Annotated in this window: 11 protein-coding genes and 1 riboswitch; of the genes, 3 read left to right on the forward strand and 8 right to left on the reverse strand. The window is 71.4% G+C overall.

Annotated elements, in window-relative coordinates:
* Nucleotides 1-56 precede the first annotated feature (56 nt).
* The 3 genes from groL to AB0K10_RS17800 all read right to left on the reverse strand — a co-directional run bounded on the left by groL (nt 57) and on the right by AB0K10_RS17800 (nt 3,474).
* Nucleotides 57-1,679 carry a chaperonin GroEL gene (groL, locus tag AB0K10_RS17790; RefSeq protein ID WP_363684641.1) on the reverse strand — a complete coding sequence of 541 codons (1,623 nt, stop codon included), beginning with the start codon at nt 1,677-1,679 and terminating at the stop codon, nt 57-59.
* A 272-nt stretch (nt 1,680-1,951) separates the two neighbouring features.
* Nucleotides 1,952-3,151 carry a hypothetical protein gene (locus tag AB0K10_RS17795; RefSeq protein ID WP_363684643.1) on the reverse strand — a complete coding sequence of 400 codons (1,200 nt, stop codon included), beginning with the start codon at nt 3,149-3,151 and terminating at the stop codon, nt 1,952-1,954.
* Between the two features lie 119 nt (nt 3,152-3,270).
* Nucleotides 3,271-3,474: a cold-shock protein gene (locus AB0K10_RS17800; protein ID WP_039909088.1), complete on the reverse strand. Its 204-nt coding sequence runs from the start codon at nt 3,472-3,474 to the stop codon at nt 3,271-3,273.
* Between the two features lie 347 nt (nt 3,475-3,821).
* Here AB0K10_RS17800 and AB0K10_RS17805 point away from each other — a divergent pair, with 347 nt between their 5' ends.
* Nucleotides 3,822-4,352 (forward strand): GNAT family N-acetyltransferase, encoded by a 531-nt coding sequence (locus tag AB0K10_RS17805; protein WP_363684645.1) that lies wholly within the window; start codon nt 3,822-3,824, stop codon nt 4,350-4,352.
* A gap of 165 nt (nt 4,353-4,517) precedes the next feature.
* Here AB0K10_RS17805 and paaN read toward each other — a convergent pair whose 3' ends face one another.
* A complete protein-coding gene (gene paaN, locus AB0K10_RS17810) occupies nt 4,518-6,191 on the reverse strand; it encodes a phenylacetic acid degradation protein PaaN (RefSeq protein WP_363684647.1) in 1,674 nt (557 codons plus the stop codon).
* A gap of 159 nt (nt 6,192-6,350) precedes the next feature.
* On the opposite strand from paaN, the gene AB0K10_RS17815 reads away from it, so the two are divergent.
* A complete protein-coding gene (locus tag AB0K10_RS17815; protein ID WP_363684649.1) occupies nt 6,351-8,567 on the forward strand; it encodes a hypothetical protein in 2,217 nt (738 codons plus the stop codon).
* On the opposite strand, the gene AB0K10_RS17820 is transcribed toward AB0K10_RS17815, so the two are convergent.
* The 3 genes from AB0K10_RS17820 to AB0K10_RS17830 all read right to left on the reverse strand — a co-directional run bounded on the left by AB0K10_RS17820 (nt 8,557) and on the right by AB0K10_RS17830 (nt 12,285).
* Complete coding sequence (locus AB0K10_RS17820; protein WP_363684651.1) at nt 8,557-9,576, reverse strand: GNAT family N-acetyltransferase; 1,020 nt, start codon at nt 9,574-9,576, stop codon at nt 8,557-8,559. The two genes, AB0K10_RS17815 and AB0K10_RS17820, sit on opposite strands and share 11 nt — an antisense overlap.
* A gap of 242 nt (nt 9,577-9,818) precedes the next feature.
* Entirely contained in the window at nt 9,819-11,105 is a 1,287-nt protein-coding gene (thrC, locus tag AB0K10_RS17825; protein WP_363684653.1) for a threonine synthase, read from the reverse strand.
* A gap of 8 nt (nt 11,106-11,113) precedes the next feature.
* Nucleotides 11,114-11,249, reverse strand: a riboswitch (SAM riboswitch).
* 67 nt (nt 11,250-11,316) lie between these two features.
* A complete protein-coding gene (locus tag AB0K10_RS17830) occupies nt 11,317-12,285 on the reverse strand; it encodes a DMT family transporter (RefSeq protein ID WP_363684655.1) in 969 nt (322 codons plus the stop codon).
* Nucleotides 12,286-12,376: 91 nt separating this feature from the next.
* On the opposite strand from AB0K10_RS17830, the gene AB0K10_RS17835 reads away from it, so the two are divergent.
* A complete protein-coding gene (locus tag AB0K10_RS17835) occupies nt 12,377-12,682 on the forward strand; it encodes a metalloregulator ArsR/SmtB family transcription factor (RefSeq protein ID WP_358103261.1) in 306 nt (101 codons plus the stop codon).
* Between the two features lie 67 nt (nt 12,683-12,749).
* Here the strand turns inward: AB0K10_RS17835 and AB0K10_RS17840 are convergent, their stop codons facing one another.
* Nucleotides 12,750-13,199, reverse strand: coding sequence for a DoxX family protein (locus AB0K10_RS17840; protein ID WP_363684657.1), 450 nt, complete (start codon nt 13,197-13,199; stop codon nt 12,750-12,752).
* Nucleotides 13,200-13,354: the final 155 nt, after the last annotated feature.

The raw sequence follows: 13,354 nt of genomic DNA on the forward strand, positions 1-13,354 counted from the left end.
ACGAACGGGGCGGACCGCGTCAGCGGCCCGCCCCGTTCGGTGTGTCGGAACTGGACTCAGAAGTCCATGTCCCCGCCACCCGGGCCAGCCGGGGCAGCCGGGGTCTTCTCCGGCTTGTCCGCGACAACGGCCTCGGTGGTGAGGAAGAGCGCCGCGATCGAGGCGGCGTTCTGCAGCGCCGAGCGCGTCACCTTGGCCGGGTCGATGATGCCCGCGGCCAGCAGGTCGACGTACTCGCCGTTGGCGGCGTTCAGGCCGTGACCCGCTTCGAGGTTACGGACCTTCTCCACCACGACGCCGCCCTCGAGGCCGGCGTTGACGGCGATCTGCCGCAGCGGGGCGTCCAGCGCGACCTTGACGATGTTGGCACCGGTCGCCTCGTCGCCGACCAGGTCCAGCTTGTCGAACGCGGTCTTGCCGGCCTGCACCAGCGCGACGCCACCACCCGGGACGATGCCCTCCTCGACGGCCGCCTTCGCGTTGCGAACGGCGTCCTCGATGCGGTGCTTGCGCTCCTTGAGCTCGACCTCGGTGGCCGCACCGACCTTGATGACCGCAACGCCGCCGGCCAGCTTGGCCAGCCGCTCCTGCAGCTTCTCGCGGTCGTAGTCGGAGTCGCTCTTGTCGATCTCGGCCCGGATCTGGTTGACCCGGCCCTGGATCTGCTCGGCGTCACCGGCACCGTCGACGATGGTGGTCTCGTCCTTGGTCACCACGACCTTGCGGGCACGGCCCAGCATGTCGACGCTGACGGCGTCCAGCTTGAGGCCGACCTCCTCGCTGATGACCTGACCACCGGTGAGGATGGCGATGTCGCCCAGCATGGCCTTGCGGCGGTCACCGAAGCCCGGCGCCTTGACGGCGACCGACTTGAAGGTGCCCCGGACCTTGTTGACGACCAGGGTGGCCAGGGCCTCGCCCTCGATGTCCTCGGCGATGATCAGCAGCGGCTTGCCGCCCTGCATGACCTTCTCGAGGATCGGGAGCAGGTCCTTGACCGACGAGATCTTGCTGTTGACGATCAGGATGTAGGGGTCGTCGAAGACGGCCTCCATACGCTCCGGGTCGGTCATGAAGTAGGCCGAGATGTAGCCCTTGTCGAAGCGCATACCCTCGGTGAGCTCCAGCTCCAGCCCGAAGGTGTTGCTCTCCTCGACGGTGATGACGCCTTCCTTGCCGACCTTGTCCATCGCCTCGGCGATGATCTCGCCGACGGTGCTGTCGCCAGCGGAGATGGAGGCGGTGGAGGCGATCTGCTCCTTGGTCTCGACGTCCTTGGCGAGCTTGGACAGCTCCTCCGAGACGCTCGCGACAGCGGCCTCGATGCCCCGCTTCAGGGCCATCGGGTTGGCGCCGGCGGCCACGTTGCGCAGGCCCTCGCGAACCAGGGCCTGGGCCAGGACGGTCGCCGTCGTCGTGCCGTCACCGGCAACGTCGTCGGTCTTCTTGGCGACCTCCTTGACCAGCTCGGCGCCGATCTTCTCGTACGGGTCCTCGAGCTCGATCTCCTTGGCGATGCTCACACCATCGTTGGTGATGGTGGGGGCACCCCACTTCTTCTCGAGCACGACGTTGCGGCCCTTGGGGCCGAGGGTCACCTTTACGGCGTCGGCGAGCTGGTTCATGCCCCGCTCGAGGCCGCGGCGCGCCTCTTCGTCGAACGCGATCATCTTGGCCATACGGCGTTGTCCTCCTGGACACTCACGGGCCACCCGAGATGTGTGCCCCGGATGGGCCGCCTGGTGTACGCACCTTGGGACGTCGCCACCTGGCGACGACGACGTCCTTCGGCCGGGCCGGATAGCCCGCGACGACCGGCCATGTGCCACCCCGGCGTCTCCACGCCTGGGCAACCTGGCCCCACCGTCCCGACCATTGGCACTCACGGTATGCGAGTGCCAATGACTTGTTTAGCACTCTCACCTGTCGAGTGCAAGCACGATGGGCCCGCTCAGCCGAGTTCCGCCGCCAGTGCGGCCCCGTTCACCGGCGCCTCATGGGCGCGTTGCTCCGCGTACGTGACCAGCAGACCGATCAACTGGGCGAGGTGGGCCGGCAGCGCCAGCACCGCCGTGACACCGATCACCACCACCACCCCGGCCGCCGAACCCGGGGAGGCGAACGGATCCGTACCGATCGCGGTGGTGCCCGCCGACTCCAGGAAGCCGGGAACCGCGGTGCCGACGATCACGGCCGCGCCCACCAGTGCCACCCGACCGAGCATCAGCCCGAGCCGGGCGTGGAACATTTCGAACGACCGGCCGATCGGGTTCTGCCGTTCGAAGAGGTAGATCGGGCCTGCCATGCTCAACGCGAACGCCAGATAGATGCCCGGCAGGACGCAGAAGCAGATACCGATGCCGACGAGCAGGCTGACCAGCAGCGTCCAACCCCACAGGCCGAGCGCCCGGCGCAGGCCGTACCGCAGTGCCGAGCCGAGGTCGCCGGGCCGACCGGTCGCCTGCTGGGTGATCACCCAACTGCCCGCGGCCCACCCCAGCGCCTGCACCAGACCGATCAGCAGGCTGCCGCCGGCCAGCACGGCGACGAGGGTTGCCAGGGTGGCGAGGAAGTTGTCCGGCAGTCCGGCGGCCGGATCCATCTCGGCCCGCGCCTCCCAGCCGGGCGACGGGTCCAGACCGAGCGAGATGACCGAGAGCACCGCCGCCGGCAACACCTGCGTGAGCAGCATGATCGGCACCAACTGCCGCCAGCCCCGGCGCAGCGCGCCCCCACACCGCTCGAACCATGCCCCGATGCCGGCGCCGGGCGGAGTGACCAGGGCGTCGTGCGGGTCGAGCCCGTGACCCGCCGGGTACCAGCCGACCGGCGCCCCCGGATACCACGGCTGCCCACCGTAGGGGCCCACCCCGGGCGGATAGCCGCCGGCGGGCGGATAGGCCCAACCCTGCGGCGGCGGGCTCCCGCCACCCTGGGCGGGATCCCAGCCGGGAGGCGGACCAGCGGGTGGCGCCCAGGCACCCGGCACGGGGTCCCAGCCGGGAGGCGGACCGGCCGGCGGCTGCCAGCCGCCCTGCACAGTGGGATCCGGCGGACCCGCCGGGGCGCCGGAGGCGGGTGAGGTGGGGTCGGACGGGCTCGGTTCACCCGGCCCGGAGGGCGTGGTGGGCGGGGGCGACTGGTCGGTCATGAACCCTCCTCAGCATCGGCTGGAACGGTTCACGATCTTCCCGGGTGGGTGTCCACACCGCAGCACCGACCCGCCAGCCGATCGGGGCGATCCGCGAGCGAGGAGATTGAGGAGATCGCTCAGGCGATGACGCGTACGTGTTCCGCCTGCGGGCCCTTCTGGCCCTGGGCGATCTCGAACTCCACCCGCTGGCCGTCGTCCAGCGCCTTGTAGCCGTCCATCTCGATCGCGGAGAAGTGGACGAATACGTCCTGACCGCCGTCGACGGCGATGAAGCCGTAGCCCTTCTCGGCGTTGAACCACTTCACGGTGCCCTGTGCCACGGTGCACTTCCCTCACTCTTGCGGGGCGTTGCCTGCCCGGGCGCTCGGCACGGCCGGACGCCCTCGACCACCGCCCCAGCGATCGACGACGGCCGCTGAAAGCGGTGACCGAAATCGCACGCTACACGAGGAGTGACGGCCGCGCACGACCCCAAATCGGGCATATTCCTGGGTGGCCGACCAGGTGCGGGGCGGCGTCGGAACCAGTCGCGGACGACCGGTCCGGAGGGGCACCGGCTCGTCGACCGAGCGGCCGGCGGCAGCCCGGTCCACCGGCCCATCCGGCCGATCGACGGCGGCCCCTGGCACTCCCGAAGCCGCTCCCGCCCTGTGGTAGGCATGCAGACATGACCACCGATATCGGCTCAGCCGCGGCTCGGCAGGCCGAGATCCACCGGGTTCGACCCGAGGACGCCGCCCGGATGCGGGCGCTACGTCTGGAGATGCTCGCCGACGCGCCGTTGGCCTTCCTGGAGACCCTGGCGGACGCGGCGGCCCGGCCGCACCGCGAGTACGCCGCCCGGGTCGCCTACACCTCGGCCGGCCCGAACAACGCGCAGTTCGTCGCGGATCCGGGCGGTCGGCTGGTCGGCCACGCCGGCGGCACTGTCGCTCCGAACGAGCCGGGGGTGACTGTCATCTACGCCGTGTACGTCACGCCGGCCTGGCGGGGCAGCGGGCTGCTCGGCGAGCTGATCGACGGGGTGGCCGCCTGGTCGCGAGCCTGCGGCCGGCCGGAGCTGCTGCTGGAGGTCGTGGTCGGCAACGACCGCGCCTACCGGGCCTACCAGCGGCTGGGCTTCACCGACACCGGCGTACGAGTCCCCCACCCCACGATCCCCAAGCTGAACGAACTACAAATGCGCCGAACCGCCTAAACAGAGAACCCTCCCAAGGCAGAACCACTGAGATGCCCCAAAAAGCTGGATGCGTCAGCGACAACGCTGCTCACGGGGGGTTTCCGGGGCAGCCCGACCCGCGCAGGGATCAAGCCTGACCGCCCGAAGCGGGTCGGGCTGCCCCGGAAACCCCCACCGCAACCACTACACGTGACGCCGAGACTGCACGATCCGGAACCGGTTAGCCACGTAAGCCCCGTCCGTCAACGCCGAGTTCGCCGCCGCGTTCGCCCCGCTGCCGTGGAAGTCGGAGAACGCCGCCGACTGGTTGACGAAAACACCGCCGGTGAGGTTGCAGGACAGGTGCACCCCGACCTCGACCGCCACCGCCTCGGTGGCGTCCAGGACCGCCTCGTCGGTGGAGTAGACCGCCGCCGTGAGCGCGCCCTTCTCCCCCACCGTCCGGCGCAGCAGCTCCAGGCTGTGCGCGGTGGAGTCGGTGGCGATGGCGAACGAGATCGGCCCGAACCACTCCCGGCCGTACGTCTCCGCGTCGCCCGCGGTCAGCTTCACGATCGTCGGAGTACGCACCACAGCGTCGGCGTACGACGGGTGCGCCACGGACCGGGACTCCAGCACCGGCTCACCCACCTTGGTGACCTCGGCCAGCCGCTCCAGCACCCCGTCGTTGACGATGGCGCCGGTCAGCTCGACGCCCCGGGCCGGGTCGGCGGTGAGCTTGCCGACCGCCGCGGCGATCCCACCGGCCACCTCGTCGAAGCTCTTTTGGCCCTGGTCGGTCTCGATGCCACCGGCGGGGATGAGGATGTTCTGCGAGGTGGTGCACATCTGCCCGCTGTAGAGGGTCAGCGTGAAGCCGAGGTTGCGGCACAGTCCGGCGAAGTCGTCGGTGGAGTCGATGACGACAGTGTTCAGCCCTGCCTTCTCGGTGTAGACCGACGCCTGCCGGGCGTGCGTCTCCAGCCAGTCGCCGTACTCGGTGGAGCCGGTGAAGTCGACGATCTTGACGGAGCGGTGCAGGGCCAGGTCGCTGGCGAGCTTCTCGCCGGGCGCCTCGGCCGCCAGCATGATCAGGTTCGGGTCGAAACCGGCCTCGGCGAGCACCTCCCGGGCGTACTTCACGGTGATCGCCAGCGGCAGCACCGCGCGCGGGTGCGGCTTCACGATCACCGGGTTGCCGGTGACAAGCGAGGCGAACAGACCCGGGTACGAGTTCCAGGTCGGGAAGGTGTTGCAGCCGATCACCAGCGCCACCCCACGCGGCACCACGTGGAACGTCTTGGTCATCCGCAGCGGATCGCCCTTGCCGGCGGCCTTCTCCCAGCCGGCAGTGCCCGGGTGCCGGGTCATCTCGGCGTACGCGTACGCCACCGCCTCCAGCGCCCGGTCCAACGCGTGCGCGCCGCCGGCCTGGAAGGCCATCACGAACGCCTGCCCGCTGGTGAACTGCACCGCGTTGGCCAGCTCGAAGATGTGCTTGTGCAGCCGGTCGAGGATCTCCAGGCAGACGCCCACCCGGGCCTGGGGGCCGGCGTCGCGCCAGGCCGGCAGCGCGGCGGAGGCGGCGGCGATCAGCTCGTCGGTGCCGGCGTGCGGGTAACGCACCGCCAGCTCGACCCCGAACGGGCTCGTCTCGGTGGCGATCCGCTCGCCGGTGCCCGGCTGATCGAGGGGGAAATCACCACCCAGGTACGCCTCGAAGGCGGCCTTGCCGTCGGCGGCGGCGGTCTCGCCGTACACGCGGGGGCTGGGGGATTCGGGGTACGCGGACCAGTAGCCCCGCTCCGTGATCGCGGTCAGCGCACGGTTGAGGGTGTCGGCGTGCCTGTCGTACAGGGGATGCGGGGTCTCCGTCATGCCCGCCATCATGCAACAGCCGGGTCCACGAGCAGTAGGGGCGGATGCCCGACGCGACGCGTGCGGCTGGCACGCCCGCGCGGCAGCGCGTGGCCCGGCCCGGGATTGGTCGTGACGCCGACGGGTACCCGCCGTCCTCGGGCCAGGAGAGGACAACGGGTGAGGATCACGGAGATCCGTGTGCACGGGGTCGCCGACAAGGGTCCGGAGACGATCCTCGACCGGCCGGTGGTGTCGCGGGTCGCGGGGGACGACGAGGCCGGCTTCTACCGACCCCGGCCGGGCTTCGGCGATCCGGAGGGTCCGGGCGGCCCGACGCTTGAGGCGTACCGCTGGAGCAGGCTTACCGGCGGCACCGCGACCCGGACGTTCTCGCTGGTCCTGCTGCTGCCGTTCATGCTCAGCAACATCGCGGTCTGGATGCTGCCGGTGGCCGGTCGGCCCGGCGGCGTGGCTCGGGCGCTCTGCCGTCTGCTTGCCGCGTCGATGACCGCGATGTACGTGCTCTCCGCGGTCGGCGCGTCCCTGGACCTGATCGCCTGGCAGTGCGCGGCGTACCCGCGGTGTCTGGAGGGACGTCGGGAGATCTCCTGGCTGGGCGGCGTGCCGCCGGGTCAGCGCCTCGCCCTGCTGGCCGTGCTGCCGATCATCGCGGTCGCCCTCATCTGGCGGGCCGGCGCCCGTACCTCGCAGCTACCCGAGGACGGCGTGCGTACGCCCGGGGTGGGCGCGGACCGGCTCGACACCCCCGCCTTCTGGGACAACCGGGCGCTGCTACGCCGGCTGCGCTCGGTGCACGTGGCCGTGGCGCTGGGCACGCTCGACGCCACGCTGCTTGCGGTCCTGGCGCCGCACGACGCCGCCCCGCCCGGCTATCTGCTGCTGGTCGCCGACGGGCTGCTGCTCGTCGCCGCGCTTGTCGCGCTCTGCCGGTCGGCGATGGACGGGCACGGCGAGCAGGGCCTGCTCACCGCCCGGCGGCTGCGGTGGACGGCGATCGCGCTCACGGCGCTGACCCTGGGCTACGCGTTGTGGCCCCGGCCGCCGTGGTCGGCCACCGGCACGCTGCCCGGTTTCGGTCCCCTGGTCTCGCTGCTCTTCGCCGCGCAGGTCGTCCTGCTCGCGGTGCTGGGACTGGTGGTCCTGGCCCAACGTCACCACCTGCCGCGCCCGCGTTTTGTGATCAGCGGGCTGGGCGCCCCGCTGATGAGTTCGATCGCGATCGGGCTCGCCGTGTCGTACTCGTCCGGACTGACCTACACCCTCGCCGAATACCTGGACCGGGGCTCCAGCCCCACACCGGTCCGGCCGCTGCCGCCCGGCGCGCCACCGCTCTCGCCTCCCGTCGCGTACCGCTGGGCCACGCTCGGCTTCTCCCTGGCGGTGCTGGTGGTGGTCCTGGTGGCGGTGCTGGGCAGCCGGATCGGTCGGGCGCGGCAGCTCCGGGCAGCCGAGGAGCTCGTCCGGCGGGACTTCCCCGAGGCGTCCCGGGTGCCGCCGGAGCGGGTGCGGGCCGTCCGGGACGCCATCGCCCGTGCCGCCCGGACGGACCGGCTCTGGCCGCTGCTCCCGACGGCGTACGCGGTGCTGGCGGTGCTCACCCTGACGGCGGCGGGGTTGTCGGTACGAGGGCAGGGGCCGGGTGCGCTCGCGCTGCGGCTGGGTGGCCTGTCGCTGGCCCGCCCGGTGATCTTCGTGACCGATCTGGGCGCCCTGCTGATCGGCCTGTTCGCCCTGTTCCTGGCCGGGGCGGGACTCGTCGCCTACCGGTCCGGCCCGATCCGGCTGGTCGGGGTGCTCTGGGACCTCGCCACCTTCTGGCCACGCGCCGCCCATCCCCTCGCCCCGCCCTGTTACGCCGAACGGGCGGTTCCCGAGCTGACCCGCCGGATCGGGCAACTCACCGCCGACGGGGGCGGGGTGGTGCTCTCCGGCCAGAGCCACGGCAGTGTGCTGATCGCGGCGACGGTGCTGCAACTTCCCGACGACTCCCGCCGTCGGGTCGCGCTGCTCACCTACGCCGCACCGCTGGGCAACAGGTACACCCGGCACTTCCCCGCGTACGTCAACGACAACGTGCTACGCGAGGTGGGTGCGGGCCTGTCCTGGCGGTGGATCAACCTGTGGCGGTACACCGACCCGATCGGCGGGCGGATCTTCCAGCCTGGCGAGGCGGAAGCGCCCGACGATCCGGCGAGCCATGTCGACCGCTGGGTACGCGACCCGAAGACCTTGCTGGTGCCGCCGACCGACACCGTGCCGCCCCCGGTTCAGGCGCACCGGTTCATCCCGGACGAGGACTTCCACGCCGCGGTCCGCGAGCTGGCCCGGCGGCTGGAGGAGCCGGGGGCCGGGCCGCCAACCGTCAGAGGGTGAGCTGCCAGTCGGTCCAGGCGTCCACCGGGCGGAACCCGAGCTGCTCGTTGATCGCCACCATGTAGCTGTTGCTGGCCGCGTTCCAGGTGTCGATGACGCGTACCGCCGGCTCGTGGGTGAGCAGGTGGTGCAGGTTCTCCGCCTTGGCGATCAGGCCGAGCCGGTGCCCACGGTGGGCCGGGTCGACGAGGGTGATCTGCTGGTACGCGTGCCAGTCGGCGGAGGCGCCCACATCGAGCAGCGTCCAGGCCACCAACCGGCCGGACTCCTCGTGGAGCATCCCGAGGTGGTAGCGCCGCCGGCCCTTCGCGTCCAACGCCCGCTCGTTGCCCCGGATGCGTTCGGCGTCCACCTGCTCCGGCTCCCACTGCACGTCACCCAGAGGCGCGTCCATCATCAGCCGGCCGTCCAGGTAGGCGACGTCCGCCACGTACTCCTGCGGGGTGTTCCCCTGCCAGCAGACCGACCGGTAGCCCTCGGCCCGCGGCTGGGCCTCGGCCAGGGCCGCCCGCAGCGCGACGCGGTCGATGTCGGCGATCTCCAGCCGGCGTCGCACCTCGGCGAGTGCGGGCTGGGCGCCGGTCGAGGCGGCGAAGGCGTCGCCCGCCACCGATCGGGCCGGCCCGTCGGGCAGCGCGGAGACGGTCACCGCAACCACCCGCTTGCGGCCGTGCTCACGCAGCAGGCGCACGCCGTACTCGTGCAGTGCCCGGCCGACGCCCCGCCGCCGCAGCTCGGGATGCACCGTCAGCTCGGCGGTGGCGTTCTCGGGGTTGTCGAGCTGCGGGAGGTCGAGCTGGAGGTAGCCGGCCGGCACCCCGTCCAGCCGGGCCAGCGCCCAGAGCGATCGGGTGCCGGGGGCCGGCGTGTGGAACTGCGCGTCGAAGCGCCGCCGGCAGAAGGGCGGAAGGTCCGGAAGGTCGACCTCGCTGGCCGCCACCCCGACCCGGTACGCCTCGTCGACCGCGACCCGGTCGGTGCCGTCGAAGGACGTGATCGTGATGCTCATGCCGGGAGCCTGACAGCCGGAAAAGCGATGGGGCCAGCGAATTAATCGCTGGCCCCATCGGACGTGGTCGGGAGGGACACTCGCACAACGCCTCCGGCGTTGGGTCGCAAGAACTTCAAAAGTCTCCGGCGAAATGCCCTCCCGCACGGAGCATCTTGCGCCGTCCGGTTCCTGCCGTCAAGTCCAGAGCGGCGGGTTTTCCACACTCACAGCGAAAACCCAGTTACCGGACGACTCGCGGGTCAGCCGAGGAGGCCGGCATCCCGCGCGGCGCGCAGGCTGGGCTTGATGTGGTGGGTCGGGCCGACCTGACCGGCCACCGCGTCGATGGTCTTCAGACCCTCGCCGGTGTTGAAGACGACCGTCTCCGCAGTGGGATCGAGCCGACCCGACTCGACGAGCTTGCGCAGCACCGCTGCGGTCACCCCGCCCGCCGTCTCGGCGAAGACGCCTGTGGTGCGGGCGAGCTGACGGATGCCGGCGCGGATCTCGTCGTCGTCGGCGTACTCCATCCAACCGCCGGTGCGGCGGACCGCCTCCAGGGCGTAGAGGCCGGCGGCCGGGTCGCCGATGTTGAGCGACTTGGCGATGCCTGTGGGCTTGACCGGGATGATCGTGTCGGTGTCGGCGTGCAGCGCGGTGGCGATCGGGTTACAGCCGGCCGACTGGGCGCCGAAGACCTTCCAGCCGCCGGCCGGCGCCTCGACCAGGCCGATTTCGACCAGCTCGGAGAACGCCTTGTCAATCTTGGTGAGCAGCTCACCGCTTGCCATCGGGATGACCACCTGGGCCGGGATGCGCCAGCCGAGCTGCTCGGCCACCTCGTAGCCGAGGGTCTTGGAGCCCTCCGCGTAGTACGGCCGGACGTTCACGTTGACGAACGCCGTGTCCTCGAATTCGTCGGTCTCCACCAGCTCACCGCAGAGCCGGTTGACGTCGTCGTACGAGCCGTCGATGGCGACCAGCTCGCCGCCGTAGACGGCGGTGGTGATGACCTTGCCCTGCTCCAGGTCGCTGGGGATGAAGACGACCGAGGGCACGCCGGCGCGGGCGGCGTGCGCGGCCACCGAGTTGGCCAGGTTGCCGGTGGACGCGCAGGCGAACCGCGTGAAACCGAGCGCCTTCGCGGCGGTCAGCGCCACCGAGACGACCCGGTCCTTGAACGAGTGGGTCGGGTTGGCGCTGTCGTCCTTGACCCAGAGCGGCGCGGTGATGCCCAGCTCGGCGGCGAGGTGCGGGGCCGCCACCAGCGGGGTCAGCCCCGGGTCGAGGGTGACCCGGGTGGCCGGGTCCTGACCGGCGGGCAGCAGCGCGGCGTACCGCCAGATGTTGTTCGGGCCGGCCTCGATCTGCTCCCGGGTGACCGTGGCCAGGGCGGCGGTGTCGTAGTCCACCTCGAGGGGGCCGAAACACTCGTAACAGGCGTGCTGCGCGGCGAGCGGGTAGCGCGCCGAACAGGCGCGGCAGACCAGGGCGCGGGCGGGGCTGGCGGAGGTGTCGATCCCGGAGGCGGCGAGCGTCGACGTCATGTCGAGTCCTCTCATCTTTCCCCGCATCGCACGGTGCGGCGGGGACGGAATTGGCACCTGCCCCGCCTGTCGCTCAGCGATGAGCGCGCGGGGTGGTTGCCGGGGCGTCGTCGGGCCGTATCCCTCAGCCCCTCTGGATGAGGTATGCAGTTGTGTCGTCGAGTCTAGGCAACGTTGCCGGTGGCCTCCACCTGGTATCCCAGGGAGTGGGTCAGCGGGCGGCCACCGCCACCGGGTCGACCACCGCGGCCGGGTCGGTGACCGCGCTGGACTGCGGCAGGGACGACGACCGGGTCCGCGCCCTGGTGGCGAGATTCGCGGCGACCAGAGCGGCGATGGTGATCGCGGCGCCGACCAGCTCGATCGCCTCCGGCCGGTAACCCCGGGCGATCTGCACGACGAACGTGGTGACCGGGACCAGGTTCATGAACAGGGCGGCGTTGGCAGCGCCCAGCCGCTGCACACCCGTGTTCCAGGCCAGCACCGCGACGACGGCGGCGACGATCACGGCGTACGCCAGCTGCGGGGTGACCGCCACGAGGTCGGCGGCGGCCGGCGCGTGCTGCCACCCGAAGGCGTCGGCGCCGATGCTCGCGGCCAGCATGGCGGCCGTGCCGGCGAGCGCGGTGAGCGTGGTGAAGCGCAGCGGCGACCAGGCGCCGAACCGGCTGGCGCCGTGGGTGTAGATGCCCCAACCGAGCACCGCGCCGATCATCATGAGCCCGCCGAGACCGAACTGGCCGAGCCCGGCCAGGCTCCCGCGGGTGATCACCAGGCCGACGCCGAGGAGCGCCACCAGGGAGAGGGCCAGCAGGAGCGGCTTCGGTCGTACGCCGTCCCGGGCCCACCGGACCAGCTGGGTGACGACCGGCGTGGTGGCCACGAAGAGGGAGATCTGCTGCGGGGCGGCGTGTTCGAGCGCCAGGTTCGTGAGCAGGTTGAAGCCGGCGAAGCCGACGACGCCGAGCACCACGACCTCCACCCCCCGCCCGCCGAGCCGCAGCGCGGCCGAGCCTTCGCGGAGCAGCAGGATGGCGACCAGGATGACGGCGGCGAGCAGGTAGCGGGCGGTGGTCAGGTTGAGCGGGTCGACCCGGCTCAGCGCGCTGGCCAGGATCGGGAACATCGCGCCCCAGGCGAGCACGGCGAGCAGCGGATAGGCGGCGGCGCGGGATCGCATCGTCAGCTCCAATGTTCGAGTATCTTCGAACCAACGACACCGACCATAGGGTGTTGTTCGATAGTTGTCGAACAAGGGTTAGACTGGTCACATGGAGCCGCACGAACCCGACCTGACCGCCGTACCGGTCACCGCCGTGTTGGCCGCACTCGCCGACGACGTGCGGCTGCAGATCGTGCGGGCGCTCGCCGAGGGCGGCGAGGCCGCCTGCGGCAGCTTCGACTTCGGCGTCTCCAAGGCGACCCGCAGTCACCACCTCAAGGTGCTGCGCGAGGCGGGCCTGACCCGCACCCGGGCCGCCGGCACCAGCAGGCTGGTCCGACTCCGCCGCGACGAGGTCGACAAGCGGTATCCGGGCCTGCTGGACGCGGTCCTCACCCCGCGCCCTCCAGCCTGACGCCGCCACGCGGGCGCGCCGCCGAAGCCGCCTCGTCGAGGCTCCGGCGGCGCGCGGTACGGGGCGGTCAGGCAGAGACGGGACTGGGCTCGGCCACCGCCGCCGGCGGAGCGTCGGCGCGACGCCGGGCGAACAGCGCGTCGAGCGCCCAGGGGCCCGAGCCGAGTGCCGCGACCAGCAGGAACGACCAGCAGAAGAGCGCCGACAGCTCACCGCCGTTGTGCAGCGGAAGCAGGTCCTCGGGCTGGTGGACCACGAAATAGGCGTACGCCATCGAGCCGGAGGCGAGGAGCGCGGCGGGCCGGGTGAAGAGCCCGGCCAGCACCAGCGCGCCGCAGACCAGTTGGATCAGCGCGGCCCACCAGCCCGGCCAGGAGCCGAAGGGTATGGCCGCGCCGGTCATCGGGTTGCCGCCGAACAACCCGAAGACCGAGGACAGGCCGTGGAGCATGAACAGCAGGCCGGTCACGATGCGGAACAGGGACAGGGTCGGCCCGCCGAGCCGAGAGACGTTCATGGAGACCTCCATCGAAGGGGATAGATGTCTTCAATGGTGAGGCACGAATGTATCCAGGATAATAAATTCCTTGCCAGTGGGAAAATCCCCGACCGAAATATTTCGGGACCCGTGCTCGGCGGTGCGCGCCCGCCAGAGTGGACAGCGCCACGCGA

The organism is Micromonospora sp. NPDC049274, from assembly GCF_040678875.1.
In the GTDB taxonomy this organism is placed as follows: domain Bacteria; phylum Actinomycetota; class Actinomycetes; order Mycobacteriales; family Micromonosporaceae; genus Micromonospora.

Bases quoted from the DNA above. Each gene is read 5' to 3' on its own strand.
- groL (WP_363684641.1), bottom strand. From the start codon at position 1,679: ATGGCCAAGATGATCGCGTTCGACGAAGAGGCGCGCCGCGGCCTCGAG.
- AB0K10_RS17795 (WP_363684643.1), bottom strand. From the start codon at position 3,151: ATGACCGACCAGTCGCCCCCGCCCACCACGCCCTCCGGGCCGGGTGAA.
- AB0K10_RS17805 (WP_363684645.1), top strand. From the start codon at position 3,822: ATGACCACCGATATCGGCTCAGCCGCGGCTCGGCAGGCCGAGATCCAC.
- paaN (WP_363684647.1), bottom strand. From the start codon at position 6,191: ATGACGGAGACCCCGCATCCCCTGTACGACAGGCACGCCGACACCCTC.
- AB0K10_RS17820 (WP_363684651.1), bottom strand. From the start codon at position 9,576: ATGAGCATCACGATCACGTCCTTCGACGGCACCGACCGGGTCGCGGTC.
- thrC (WP_363684653.1), bottom strand. From the start codon at position 11,105: ATGACGTCGACGCTCGCCGCCTCCGGGATCGACACCTCCGCCAGCCCC.
- AB0K10_RS17830 (WP_363684655.1), bottom strand. From the start codon at position 12,285: ATGCGATCCCGCGCCGCCGCCTATCCGCTGCTCGCCGTGCTCGCCTGG.
- AB0K10_RS17835 (WP_358103261.1), top strand. From the start codon at position 12,377: ATGGAGCCGCACGAACCCGACCTGACCGCCGTACCGGTCACCGCCGTG.
- AB0K10_RS17840 (WP_363684657.1), bottom strand. From the start codon at position 13,199: ATGAACGTCTCTCGGCTCGGCGGGCCGACCCTGTCCCTGTTCCGCATC.